16 protein-coding genes are annotated in these 12,149 nt (G+C 67.9%); 6 read left to right on the forward strand and 10 right to left on the reverse strand.

The window, feature by feature from the left end:
• Positions 1-70 precede the first annotated feature (70 nt).
• Both ACQEVO_RS24765 and ACQEVO_RS24770 read right to left on the reverse strand, forming a co-directional pair.
• Complete coding sequence (locus tag ACQEVO_RS24765; protein ID WP_432917568.1) at positions 71-856, reverse strand: adenylate/guanylate cyclase domain-containing protein; 786 nt, start codon at positions 854-856, stop codon at positions 71-73.
• Between the two features lie 6 nt (positions 857-862).
• Positions 863-1,642 carry a MerR family transcriptional regulator gene (locus ACQEVO_RS24770; protein WP_432917571.1) on the reverse strand — a complete coding sequence of 260 codons (780 nt, stop codon included), beginning with the start codon at positions 1,640-1,642 and terminating at the stop codon, positions 863-865.
• Between the two features lie 237 nt (positions 1,643-1,879).
• Here ACQEVO_RS24770 and ACQEVO_RS24775 point away from each other — a divergent pair, with 237 nt between their 5' ends.
• Positions 1,880-3,232 (forward strand): PucR family transcriptional regulator, encoded by a 1,353-nt coding sequence (locus tag ACQEVO_RS24775; protein ID WP_432917574.1) that lies wholly within the window; start codon positions 1,880-1,882, stop codon positions 3,230-3,232.
• A 34-nt stretch (positions 3,233-3,266) separates the two neighbouring features.
• On the opposite strand, the gene ACQEVO_RS24780 is transcribed toward ACQEVO_RS24775, so the two are convergent.
• Complete coding sequence (locus ACQEVO_RS24780; protein WP_432917577.1) at positions 3,267-3,677, reverse strand: RidA family protein; 411 nt, start codon at positions 3,675-3,677, stop codon at positions 3,267-3,269.
• 79 nt (positions 3,678-3,756) lie between these two features.
• On the opposite strand from ACQEVO_RS24780, the gene ACQEVO_RS24785 reads away from it, so the two are divergent.
• Positions 3,757-4,149: a winged helix-turn-helix transcriptional regulator gene (locus ACQEVO_RS24785; protein WP_432917580.1), complete on the forward strand. Its 393-nt coding sequence runs from the start codon at positions 3,757-3,759 to the stop codon at positions 4,147-4,149.
• A gap of 37 nt (positions 4,150-4,186) precedes the next feature.
• Here ACQEVO_RS24785 and ACQEVO_RS24790 read toward each other — a convergent pair whose 3' ends face one another.
• The 7 genes from ACQEVO_RS24790 to ACQEVO_RS24820 all read right to left on the reverse strand — a co-directional run bounded on the left by ACQEVO_RS24790 (position 4,187) and on the right by ACQEVO_RS24820 (position 9,374).
• Positions 4,187-4,807 (reverse strand): antibiotic biosynthesis monooxygenase, encoded by a 621-nt coding sequence (locus tag ACQEVO_RS24790; protein WP_432917583.1) that lies wholly within the window; start codon positions 4,805-4,807, stop codon positions 4,187-4,189.
• A 261-nt stretch (positions 4,808-5,068) separates the two neighbouring features.
• The gene (locus tag ACQEVO_RS24795; protein WP_432917586.1) at positions 5,069-6,271 is read right to left on the reverse strand and encodes a cytochrome P450; all 1,203 of its coding nucleotides are present in this window, start codon (positions 6,269-6,271) and stop codon (positions 5,069-5,071) included.
• A 101-nt stretch (positions 6,272-6,372) separates the two neighbouring features.
• On the reverse strand, positions 6,373-6,969 hold the full coding sequence (locus ACQEVO_RS24800; RefSeq protein WP_432917589.1) for a TetR family transcriptional regulator: 597 nt from the start codon (positions 6,967-6,969) through the stop codon (positions 6,373-6,375).
• A 54-nt stretch (positions 6,970-7,023) separates the two neighbouring features.
• Positions 7,024-7,251 (reverse strand): hypothetical protein, encoded by a 228-nt coding sequence (locus ACQEVO_RS24805; RefSeq protein ID WP_432917592.1) that lies wholly within the window; start codon positions 7,249-7,251, stop codon positions 7,024-7,026.
• A gap of 97 nt (positions 7,252-7,348) precedes the next feature.
• Positions 7,349-7,777: a hypothetical protein gene (locus ACQEVO_RS24810; RefSeq protein WP_432917595.1), complete on the reverse strand. Its 429-nt coding sequence runs from the start codon at positions 7,775-7,777 to the stop codon at positions 7,349-7,351.
• A 108-nt stretch (positions 7,778-7,885) separates the two neighbouring features.
• A complete protein-coding gene (locus ACQEVO_RS24815; RefSeq protein ID WP_432917598.1) occupies positions 7,886-8,716 on the reverse strand; it encodes an SAM-dependent methyltransferase in 831 nt (276 codons plus the stop codon).
• Between the two features lie 220 nt (positions 8,717-8,936).
• A complete protein-coding gene (locus tag ACQEVO_RS24820) occupies positions 8,937-9,374 on the reverse strand; it encodes an Rv3235 family protein (RefSeq protein ID WP_432917601.1) in 438 nt (145 codons plus the stop codon).
• 460 nt (positions 9,375-9,834) lie between these two features.
• On the opposite strand from ACQEVO_RS24820, the gene ACQEVO_RS24825 reads away from it, so the two are divergent.
• From ACQEVO_RS24825 to ACQEVO_RS24840, 4 genes are all read left to right on the forward strand, one after another.
• Positions 9,835-10,539, forward strand: a complete 705-nt coding sequence (locus tag ACQEVO_RS24825) for a metal-dependent hydrolase (protein ID WP_432917604.1) — start codon at positions 9,835-9,837, stop codon at positions 10,537-10,539.
• A 49-nt stretch (positions 10,540-10,588) separates the two neighbouring features.
• On the forward strand, positions 10,589-10,825 hold the full coding sequence (locus ACQEVO_RS24830) for a hypothetical protein (RefSeq protein WP_432917607.1): 237 nt from the start codon (positions 10,589-10,591) through the stop codon (positions 10,823-10,825).
• Positions 10,822-11,223 carry a PIN domain-containing protein gene (locus ACQEVO_RS24835; RefSeq protein ID WP_432917610.1) on the forward strand — a complete coding sequence of 134 codons (402 nt, stop codon included), beginning with the start codon at positions 10,822-10,824 and terminating at the stop codon, positions 11,221-11,223. Before ACQEVO_RS24830 ends, ACQEVO_RS24835 begins: the two co-directional genes overlap by 4 nt.
• Positions 11,224-11,319: 96 nt before the next feature.
• The gene (locus tag ACQEVO_RS24840; protein ID WP_432917613.1) at positions 11,320-12,123 is read left to right on the forward strand and encodes a hypothetical protein; all 804 of its coding nucleotides are present in this window, start codon (positions 11,320-11,322) and stop codon (positions 12,121-12,123) included.
• Positions 12,124-12,149: the final 26 nt, after the last annotated feature.

Consider the following 12,149-nt stretch of genomic DNA (forward strand, 5'->3'; position numbering starts at 1 on the left):
CCGGATGCCCCGAGCCTTGCGCCGGAAACACGATCCGCTGCGGACTTCCGGAGACCTGCCACGCCGGCTTTCACTCGCCCCGGGCGACCGCGTAGAGGTGGTAGGTGCCGCGAAAGCCCTTCAGTTCGGCTTCGCGGGCGGCGGTGACCGCGATATCCGGCCGCCCGGATACCGCGTCGCGTACCGCCTCGCTGACCAATACCTCGCCACCGTTCGCCTGCGCGGCGACGCGGGCGGCCATCGCCACGTTCCGGCCGAACAGGTCGTCGCCGCGGCGGACCGATCTGCCCATATGGATACCGATACGCACCCGGACACTGGCCACCGGTTTGGCGATCGCGCCGAGGGCGCCCTGTACGTCCAGGCCACAGCGCACGGCTTGTTCGGCGTCACCGAAGGCGATCATGAAGCCGTCGCCCTGGCTTTTCACGATGTGCCCGCCGTGCGCGGTGACGTATTTGCGGATCAGCCGGTCGTGCCGGCCGAGCAGCGCGACCCATGCTCGATCGCCCAGTCGTTCGTTGAGCGCGGTGGAGCCTTCGATATCGGAGAAGGCGATCACCACATTGCCCTCGGCGGTGAGCCGCGCCAGATCCGGGCGTTCCACCTGGGCCCAGCCCGCCAGATCCTCGATCGAGCTGAGCACCGCCGCGCGGAAACCCTTGCGGCGCACCAGGCTCGCGGTCTGCCATACCGTCTTCACCGCTTCCCGGCCACTGTCCATCAGCAGTTGCCGGGTATCGGGGCGGCGCTGCCGCTCGGCGAGCTCACGCCGGCTGCGTACCAGCAACCGCCACAGCACGATCAGGCCGGCGGCCTGCACCACCACGACTACCGCGAGGACATATTCGAGCATCGGCGTCTACCGCGGCGTGGCGGCGCCGGCGGCGCGGGCCGGGTCGGCATGGGTGGCCTCGCTCAACTGCTGGGAGACCTCGGGCAGGTCGGCGTGAATGCGGCGGTCCATGGCCCGGGCGAGCAGTTCGTCGGCGACCTGGCGGACCGCCGGGCGTAATCCGCCGAGCGTGCCCGCCAGCTCGTTGAGCCGCTCGGGTGCGGGGTTGTCCAGCACCGGGTTCACCAGGTTGACCCGGAATTCCCGGACGAACGCGAACGCCATCCGATCGAAGGCCGCTTCCAGTTCCCAGCTCAACGCCAGGATCGACCGCAACGGGATACCCGCGGTCACCATCGCGGTGGCGGCCTCGAGCAGCCGGCCACTGGAATAGACGAAACGGTCGTCCTCGATACGCAGATAACCCAGCTCGATCGCCTCGGCGATCGCCTCGGGTGTCGCTTGCTCACCGAAGCGGGACAGCATCTGTTCGAGGTCCAGGGTCACTTCCCCGTCGCCCCATGCCTGTGCGGCCGCCGATTCGAAACCGAGTAGTTCCGAGACCCCGCCGCCGTGTTCGGCGCTGGTCAGCAGATCGGCGATACCGTCGAGGCTGTGGCCGCGACTCAGCAGGTCGGCGATGAGGCGCAACCGCTCCAGGTGGGCCTGGTTGTACACGGCGTGCCGGCCCTGCCGCCGCGGCGCGTCGAGCAGGCCCCGGTCCTGGTAGTAGCGCACTGTGCGCACCGCGACGCCGGCGGCCTCGGCCAGCTCCGTGACCCGGTACTCCTGTGTGCGTGGCGTCATCGTCATCCCTCCCGCTCACGGTCTGCGAGCCGAGTAGCGCAATCTTAGCCACACTGTCTCAGTAGATGGTGATTCAGATACCGCACATCGGACCGTCAGGCCCCGATAATCGGGTGACAACCGGGACAGTTGTGGGGCAAGTCACCGTCGGTTACAGTCCTTACTGATATAGAGGGGTGCCGGAGACCGAGCCGGCGCATGGGGGTCCGTGCATTCGGCGGTAAGGAGGCCGAGTCGGTGCTGACGAACAGCTCTCGAGCAACGTGCGAACTCGAGATCGCCGGAATGCCGGCGGTCGAGCACCTGCCCCGGCCCCGGCGACTCTCCCAGCAGTTACTGGACCACCTCGCCGGTGCGGGCGACGGTGCCACGCCCGCGGCGATGATGCCGTGCGGGGTGGCGCGTCGCGAAGCCGCCGAGGTGGTGGCCGGTTGCCTGGAGTTGGTGGCTGCGGTACTACAAGGCCGCCCGGTGGACCGGATACCGGAGCCGGTGCGCAACACGATCGCCGACTGGGCCGCGGACGGCGTCGCGCTGGAAGCCGTACAACACGCCACCCATCTGGGTTTCCGGTTCGTCCTGGATCTCCTCGCCCGGCACGCCCACGGCACCGACAGCCAAGCGCTGGTAGTCGCGAGCCGGCGGCTGGCCGAGGTTCTCGACAGCGTCATCACCACCTTCAGCCGGGCCTACGTCCGCGAGCTGCGAGTCCATACCGCCATGCGCCAGGCCGGCGCCGAGGCGCTGGCCTGTGCATTGATCGCGGGCACCAGCACCGCGGAGATGGCGCGCGAATGCGGTTTCCGGGATGCGGAGGCCTACGCGGTGTTCGCCCTGGCGCTCACCGGCGTGTCGCAGGAGGGCACCGAGCCCGGCGGCTCCACCGATGCCCGGCGCCGGTTGCGGCGGGTGCGCGCCGAACTCACCCTCGACGACGATCCGCCGCTGGCCCGGCTCAGCGAAGAAGGCGGTACCGTCCTGGTTCCCTGCGCACCGCACGACGACGCCACCGCCACACAGCTGTTCGAACGCCTGCGGCTGGCGCTGGGCAGTCCACCGCTGGTCACCGTGGTGCACGCGGGCCGCGACGAGATTCCCGAAGCGACCCGGCGCGCCCACGAGTTGCTCGACCTCGCCCAGCGCCTGCACCGGCCCGCACGGTTGTACCGGATGGCCGATCTCGCCGTGGAATACCAGATCACCCGCCCGGGCCCGGCGCGGCAGCACCTGGCGAAATCCCTGGAACCACTGCTCACCCAGCCCGAACTACTACAGACCCTGGCCATGCACTTGGCCAACGACCGCAACCGCCAGCGCACCGCCCGCGCCCTCTACGTGCACGCCAACACCATCGATCACCGCTTGCGCCGGATCGCCCGCCTCACCGGACTCGACCCGGCCGGCGCCGAGGGCCTCTGGCATCTACATGCCGCCCTGATCGCCCACGCCTACGAAACCGGCCGGCCCACATCGGACTTCCCGGCGCCGCACGAAAATCCCGGGCACACTCGGCCCGTTCCGGGTGCGGCCACCGCCCTCCTGCCGAGGTCCGGATCGCTCGGCAGGCCCATTGCGGCAGCTGCCGGATAACCCGGATCTGTCCGGAACTGTCCCCGGGCGACCCTCAGTCGAGCACGGCGTAGGCCTCGACCTCGACCAAGACGTCCGGTTCGAAGAGATAGTCGACACCGATCGCCGACAGCGGCGGCAACGGCTGGGGGATCGCCAGTTCGTCGACCACGCTTTCGAGACCGGCGATGAATTCGCCGTACTTGTCCGGGGTCCAGTTCGTGACGAAGAAACGCAGCCGGACGACATCGGCGAACGTGGCGCCCGCGCCCGCCAGGCCGCGGGCCGTATTGCGCAGGGCGTGGGCGAGCTGGCCGGCAAGATCGCCGGGTGCGACGGGGTTGCCGTCGGCGTCGCGCGCGATCTGGCCGGCGACATGTACGTGGCGCGCACCGGCACCGATCGAAACGTGGTGGTACGGAACGGGAGCGAACATACCTTCGGGGGTCAGCAACTGCACTGCCATGGGGAAGCCTTTCGGTGCTCGAATCAGGTATCCGATGTCTACCTGGTGCCCGAAGGGAACTTCAACGAGACTAGGTTTCATGACGGAAACCGCCGCCCCCGCCCCGCAGCTCACCCAGCAGCATCGCGACCTGCTCGACCAGGTGCTCGACAAATGGTCGCTACAGATCCTCGACACGCTGTGCGAGCACGGGCCACTGCGCTTCAACGGACTCCGCCGGACCATCCCGGTGGTCACCCAGAAGTCACTGACGGCCGCACTGCGCAGGCTGGAACGTAACGGCATGATCGAGCGCATCGTCACCAGCACCCGGCCGGTCGCCGTCGAATATCGCCTCACACCCCTCGGCCGGACGTTGCAGGACCTGATCGACGCGCTCCTGCGCTGGGCGACCACCACCCTGCCGGCGGTCGAACGCGCCCGCACGGAGTTCGACGAGCGGCCGGACACAGCGGAAATACCACCGCGCTGAGACCGGATACCGGTGGCAGCGGCGATTACGGCCGGGTTCAGGCCAACTCGGGAACCCGCAGATGAGCCAAGGCCAGCTCGAACTCCCGCACATCCAGCGCCTCGACACCGGTCTGCCGGGCGGCGTCGACACGTAGCGAAGCCGACTGTTCACGGCTCGCACGCATCGCCTCGGCGCTGTCGTAGCTGGTGCACGATACTGCCCGCCCGGCCCGCCGGTTGATCATCAGACTCGCGCTACAGAACCCGTCCAGTTCCTCCATGGCGGGCAGCGTGCTCAGCTTGTAGATATCCACGGCGGTATCGATCCGGCTCGGATCGGTTTTCACCCAGGTCGCGCGCACACAGGCGCCTTCGCCCGCATGGTGGGCTCGGTGCAGGCCGGCGATTTCCCATTGCTCGATTTGTGCGCTGCCGCCGAAGGTCGCGAGGGCACGGTCACGAAGGGGGCCGACCCTTTCCCGGCTGTCGAGCATGGCGTCCTCGGATTCCCAGGCACTCGTGGCGATGCTGCGGCCCGTGGCCCGGTCGACCATCAGCGACATCCCGATACACCCGGGGATTTTTTGTAAGGCCGGCAACACGGTATCGCGCATATGCGCGATACCGGCATCGACAGCGGAGGGTTGCGCCTGGATAGTGGTAGATCGCGCGAACACGATCCACCCCCTCTCTGCTCGGGGCAGCGCCCGGTGGCGCCACCGGTGCCCTTCACCCTGCTCCCCCACTACTGCCGGTGGCAAGAGGCGCGGTCACGAACTCCGGCCACACCGGCGCCGACGCGACAATCGCCGGGATGCGCGTCCGGCGCAGGCCCGCTACCGGCCACTCAGCCCCGCTACCGGCCACTGGGCCCCGCTCGTCGCGGCGGATCAGGTTCGTCGCCGCGGACACCTGGCCACGGCGACATCGGGCGACCGTCACCAGGCGACGAGTAGTTTCTCCGGACCGCGCACCAGCAACCCGGATTTCCACGGGATCTCTTCGACGGGCACCGCCAGACGGAGGCCGGGGAAGCGTTCCACCAGCGCCTCTAGCGCGACCTGCAACTCCACCCGGGCCAACTGGGCGCCGAGGCAATGATGCGCCCCGTACCCGAAGGCGACATGCGGATTGTGCCGCCGGGTGAGATCGAGCGTTTCGGGGTCGTCGAAAACGGATTCGTCGCGGTTGGCGGCCTGGGTGTGCACGAACACCGCGTCGCCCGCCCGCACCGTGACCCCGCTGAGCACGACATCCTCGGTCGCGATCCGCGGCTGCCCACCGCCGGCCCCGAGCTGGGTGTGCCGTAGCAGTTCCTCCACCGCGCCCGGGATCAGCTCGGGGTCCGCGCGCAGCTGGTCCCAGTATTCGCGTTGGGTGAGCAGTACATAGGTGAAGTTGGCGATCTGGTTCGCGGTGGTTTCGTGGCCCGCGATCAGGATCCCGACACCCAGGTTGACCAGTTCCCGCTCGCTCAGCCGGTCCTCGTCGTCCCGGGCCGCGACGAGCGCGCCGAGCAGGTCGTCAGTGGGCCGTTCGCGGCGCAGCGCGACCTGTTCGGCCAGGTAGGTCTCGAGCGAATCGCGCGCTGTTTCGATCTGCTCGCGGGTGTAGGCGGTGGTGGACAGGATCGCGTCGGAGAAGTCGCGGAACCGATGCTGGTCTTGCGGGGGCACCCCGAGCATTTCGCAGATGACGGTGACCGGGAGCGGCAGCGCGAAACCCTGTACCAGGTCGGCGGGTGCGCCGTGGCGTTCGAGTTCGGTGAGTTTGTCGTCGACGATCCGGCGGGTGCGCGGCCGCAGTTCCGCTACCCGGCGGCCGGTGAACGCCTTCGCAACCAGTTTGCGCAGCCTGCTGTGTTCCGGCGGGTCCATGCTCAACAGCGAATCGGGGCGGGTGGGGGCCGGGGTGGCGCGCGGAACGTCCTCCCGGTCGACGGTGGCCGCGCGGCTGAACCTGGGGTCGGCGAGCACTGTTCTGACATCGTCGTAGCGGGTCACCAGCCAGCCCTGCCCGCCGTAGGGCAGCTCTACCCGGCTGACGGGTTCCTCGCGGCGCAGTTTCGCGTAGAGCGGGTCCATATCGAGGCGGACGGGCGCGCCGAACGGGTAGCTGCGCACCTCGGTGTTCACGGTCATGCGATCTCCTTCCCCGGCTCCGGAAATCCCCGGAATGTAAGCGATTGCTTACTTAGCCAGGGTAAGTGTTTGGCCGAGCACGGGTCAACGACGTAACACCGTTACTTCGGCGGGAATCCGGGGTCGTTGCGTTCCAGCAGTACACCCGCCGCGCGCAGCACATACCCCGCGACCTCCGCCGGATCGGCGCCGGCCAGCGGCTCCCGATGCAGCACCGAACGCACCAACCCGATCCCGAGCAACCAAGCCAGCAGCAGGTCGGCCCGTAATTCGGCACCCTCCCCGTCGGTGAGCGAGGACAGCGCCCGGATGTACTCCTCCCCCAGCTCCCGCCGGATCACCGACGCACTCGCCTCGTGCCCACTCGACCGCAACGCCGCCTGCAACCAGTTCCCGTGCGCGGCCGATTCACTCGGCTCCAGCGCCCGCTCGAGCAACCTGGACAGCAGCGTCTCCACGGATCCCGATTCGAGCATCGAACGCCCCCGGTCGGTCATCGTCGCCCGGAACAGTTCGTCCTTGTTGCCGAAATACCGGAACAGCAACGCTTGATTCACCCCGGCCCGGGTCGCGATATCACGCACGGTCGTCCGCTCGTACCCCCGTTCGGCGAACAATTCCTGCGCCGCCCCCAGAATCGCGGCCCGGGTGGCCGCGGCATCCCGCCGCCGGCCACCCGGTACGTTCGCGTCCGCCATCCTGTCCTCCGATCCACCGATACCCGGACAAGCAGCGTAAACACACCCCGGAGTTCAGGAGCGCAAGACCTCCCGCGCCTCCATCAGCGCGAATCCGAGCAGGTTCAGGCCCTCCCACCGGACCGGGTCCTCGATCCGCGGATCGGTCGGCGGCCACCACTGACTCAGGCAGCTCGCGCCGATCTCGCCGTCCGGCCGCGGGTGGTGACCCCAGAAGGGCAGATACTTCACCCGCCGGCCGTCCAGGGCAGCAATCAATTCGCCGGTACTCCGCGCTTTCACCGGCCCGAGTCTGCCGCACGCCCCTCGGCGTCACATCCCGATTTTCGATCCACCGCCGTCCAGCGCGCTCCAGCAGCCGCCGTACGGACCTGTCGGCCTACCGGCTGCGGCGATACGCCCGCAGACCGGCAATGCCGATCAAGAGATCGGCGATCACCTCGAAAATCGCCGCGAACCAGGAGAACCCGTTGACCCGTGCGGCGGCCGGCGGGTTGATGAAGCTGTCACTGAACGGACCGAACCAGTCGGGGAACAGATGCACCAGGGTGAATCCGATCGCGCTGGCGAAGCCGATACCGATCGCGGCGGCGGGCGCCCACCGGTGGCCGACGAACACCAAGGCGATGGTGACGAGGGCGAGCACGGTTTGGACGGTCCCGAGAGTCATGACCGTCATCGAGATGGAGTCCATCCCGCGGCGGAAGTGATCGGCACCGTGCACGACCAGCGCGACCGCGAACAGTGCGGTAGCCCAGCGCAGTTCGGTGGTCGTTGCGGCAGGCGTTCCTACGGGCGTTCCGGTCATGACGACCTCCGAGGTCGAGTCGCTACGCGGCTACCGCCACACTTCTACTACCTATCGTAGTATTTCGGAAGCGCGGCGGCCAGACCGAAACCGGTAACGCCCCTGGACTCAGGGTTTGCGCGCCAAACCGGCGGAGATCAATTGATCCCAGACGGTCAGTTCACGGTCGGCGGAGCCGATACTGCGGATCGAGGAATCGGATTCGTCCGGGGTGTCGGGCCGCCAGAGCACCGCGGGAACGATTCCCGGCTCCAGAACCTCGAGGTCGCCGAAGAGGTCCCGGATCTCCTCGTCGGTGCGCCACCGGCCGCGGCCGAACGTGGACTGCAGCTTCTGCTCCGCGGCCTCGGTCTCGGCGTTACCGCCGGACCGGAAATGGGAGATGAAAACCTGGCTACCCGAGGGGATCTGGTCGTGCCAGTACGAGACCACGCCGTGTGGGTCCTCGTCGTCGTTGAGGTGATGCAGAATCGCACTGAACACAACGGCCACGGGCTTGTCGAAATCGATCAGCCGGCGTACCTCGTCGCTGTTGCGGATCTTCTCGGGTTCCCGCACATCGGCCTGCATCACGGTGGTGTTCTCGTCGGTGGCCAGCAGGCTGCGGCCGTGCGCGAGCACTATGGGGTCGTTGTCGACATAGACGACCTTCGCGCCGGCGGCGTATCGCGCCGCGATCTGATGCACATTGTCGGCCGTCGGCAGGCCGCTGCCCAGATCGATGAACTGTTCGACTCCACTGCGGGCGATATCGCGCACGGCGCGCACCAGCGCCTGCCGGTTACCGAAGGCGATCGCCACCGACCCGGGCAGGTTGATCTTGAAGTGGTCGCCTATCTCCTGATCGACGGGGTAGTTGTCCTTACCGCCGAGCAGATAGTCGTACACCCGGGCAATACTCGGCTTGCTCTGATCCACCACGCCCACATAGTCGTTCATCACGCACTTCCCTCGGCCGAGTTCTGGTGCCCTCATGGTAGGCAGCCGGGCAGATCTTTGTCCCCGCAAACCATTACGCCGGACATCCGAACCCTCCGGCGGGTAGTTCCTACCGGACGACGCTTCCCCTCCGGGGCGCGGCGGCGGCCGACCGGGCCGAGCACACCGCCGGACGCTTGCGATGCCCTACCGACCTGTGCAGCGCAACCCCGCCGCGCGCTCAGGCCAGGCGTAATGCCGTCACCTTCCAGCCCGTTTTCGTATGTTCCACGCGCCCGGCGAGAGCGAGTCGCCGCGGACCGCGGTCGTACATGGCCACCAGTTCGAACGCCTGGCCGCCGACCGGGAACAACTGGTATTTGGTCAGCACTGCCGCGCCCAATGTCCGGCTCGGTACATGATCGCCGGCGACCAGGGAGCCGACGGCGTGGACCAGCGCGGGCGCGCAGAGCTTTCCGAGCTGGGCGACCGGGCGGCGGCGATCCAGGATCTCCAGCAGGATTTGCAGCATTCGGCCGGCGAATTCGCGGGCGTCGAGGTGCTCGTCGGACCGTACGGCGGCATGGGCGGTTCGCTGTACCCGGCGGATACTCGCGGGGACGCTGCTGCCGGAGCGCAGCGAACCGCGGGCGATACGCGGGCGGCATCCGGATTCCACCGCGACTTTCGCGGGCGCACAGGTTGTCGTGGTCGCGGGCGCGGCCGATTCCCGCTCGGCGTGTGCCGGTGCCGCCGGGCCTCTTCCACCTCGACTCGATATCCACGGCGACGGCGGCCCGGCCGGTGCATCGGCTGCCCGCGACCGAGCGGGCGGTAGCGCACGGGGCAATTCCGCCGGCGGTTCGTACTCGGGTACCCGATACAGCATCGGCCGGACATCACGCATTCGACACCCCCTCCAGGAACGGAACGCTCCACCCGCGCTCCGGTGGCGTCAGCATTACATCGATACCTCCCGGCGTACAGCCGTAACGACGGCATTTCCGCGAAACAACCGTCGGCGCGGCGTGTCTCGTGCCCACCGGATTCCGGCGCGTCGCGGGCCGGGATGGTTTGTCGGAATCGATTGCTAACTTGGATCGTTACGTCCGATCACACCTTGATACCGGGAGAGTCTTTTGCTCGGCCATTCCCATGCCACCAGCGGCGCGCTCGCATTCGCGACCGCCGCCACCGTCGTTCCCGTCCCGGTTATGGAATTCGTCCGCGGCCCCGTGGATGTCACGGCGCTCGAATTGATTCTCGGAGCATTGATCACGGCGGGGGCGGCATTGCTGCCCGATATCGATCATCCGGGCGGCACGATCGGGGAATCGCTGGGCCCCGTGAGCAATGTGGTGGCAAAGGGGGTATCCGCGATTTCCGGCGGGCACCGTAAGGGCACCCACGGATTGCTGTTCGTCCTGCTGGCCGGCTGGGCGACCTGGGCAGGTGTGCACTACGTGGGTAGATATTTCACCCTGGGCATTATTTTCGTCATGCTGGCCTTCGGTTTCCGGGCCCTGCACCTGACCCCGAAGGGCGACTCCGTCCGCGCCTGGGGCCTGTGCGTGCTGCTGGCCGGCGGCGGCACGGTCCTCATGGACCGCTGGCTGCCCGATTCACCGTACTGGCTGCCGTTCGCCATCGGCCTGGGCGCGCTCATCCATATCGCCGGTGACTGCCTCACCGACCGCGGCTGCCCGCTGCTGTGGCCGCTGAAGCCGCGGCTGGCGCTCCCGATCATCTCCCGCACCGGGAACAAGGTGGAGACCTGGATCCTCACCCCGGCGATGGGCCTGGTCACGATCGCGCTGCTCTACTTGTACGCGGTACCGCGCTGAACCCGGTTACCACGTCCCACCAGCGCGCATACCGAGGTATGATCCCGACATGGCATCCACCCGTATCACCGTCACGCTCCCGTCGGAGCAGGTCGAGGAGCTACGCAACATCACCGACAACGTGTCCGGCTATGTCGCCGCCGCCGTCGATCGACAGATCCGGCACGACCTGCTGGCCGAGGATCTCCGGCGGTACGAGGCGGAGCACGGCAGCTTCACCGACGAGGAACTGGCCTCGGCGCGTGCAGAACTGTTCGGCAGCGCCTCCGACAGCAACGTAGCGTGAACCAGCCGCTCGCCACCGTGGTCCTCGATTCCGAAGGCCTTTCCCGGTGGGTCGCACGGGATCGCGCCATGCTCGCGCGGCTGCGCCTGTACAACGACATGGACGCCGAACTGGTGGTCTGCGCCAACACGATCGTCGAGGTCTGCCATTCGAAAACGAATATGCCGCAACTGCAGTGGGCGCTGTCGCGGGCCAGAGTCGAGCCCGTCACCAAAACAGCGGCGCAGGCTGCCGCGGCCCTGCTGAAGCACGCCGGCCTCCACGGGCACAAGTACGCGATCGACGCGGCGGTGGCAGAGTTGGCGCTGCGCCAACCCACCCCGGTCGCCGTCGTGACCTCCGACCATGACGATATGACAAAGCTCTGTGGCGGCCGGGTACATATCGTGGCGATCTGAGCGAGAGCAACCGCCCGGCCTGCGAAACCGGTTGCCCGGCAAGTTTTTATCCGAAGTGAACCAGCGGCGGGTCGCATATTTTGCTGTACTTGGCGGGTGAGTTCTCTATTCGCCGTATTGTCGGCGGCCGCGCTCGATTCGGCGGAGCAGGCGTACGAGCGGTATCTGTCCCTGGTGGATGCCCCCGAGCCGAGTCCGCCGGAGCGGGCGGTGGGGGTGGTGTGTACCTTGATCGACCGTTCCGGAACCGGTTTGCGGGTCCACCGCCGGCCGGAAGCGCGCGGCGCCCTGCTGGAAGCCACCGTATCCGACCGGTTCGATTGCCTGCGCGCCCTGCTGGCGCTCACCGCCGACCGTGATCTGGCGGTCCTCGATGTCGCGACCCGGCGGCTCTACAACCCGCGCGGCGCCACCCGGATACAGGTCACCGCGGGCAATATCACCCTCCCTTACCTCACCGAGAGCATTCTCGACGAGATCCTGGAGACGCCCCCGGATCCGCGCGACCCCGCGCTCCAGGTGACCCGCGCACCCATGTGCCATATCCGGGCCCGCCGCCTGCCGGAGGATATCTTCGAACTGGAACACCGCGATCTGGACGATTTCTTCCGCCTCTACACCGACGACGCGATCCTGGTGCGCAAGACCATGTGGGCGTGGGCGATCCGCGATCCGTGGTGGCAGCAGGCCATCGCCTGGCAGCCCGTCGACGCTCCGGTCGCCCGGCAGCACCGCCCGGAGCCGGCCGACGATATCGACTCGGTACTGGCCGAATTACGCCGGATGGCCGACGAGACCCCGCTGGAACTCGGCGCCCTCGATCTGATCTCCGCCCTGGGCGATGTGGACAACCAGGCCCAGGCCATCCTCGACCGCGCCGACACCGATAACCAAGCCTGACCCCGACTCGAACAACCGGTCGGCAT

Origin of the sequence: Nocardia sp. CA-290969 (genome assembly GCF_050936135.1) — a bacterium.
Taxonomy (GTDB): domain Bacteria; phylum Actinomycetota; class Actinomycetes; order Mycobacteriales; family Mycobacteriaceae; genus Nocardia.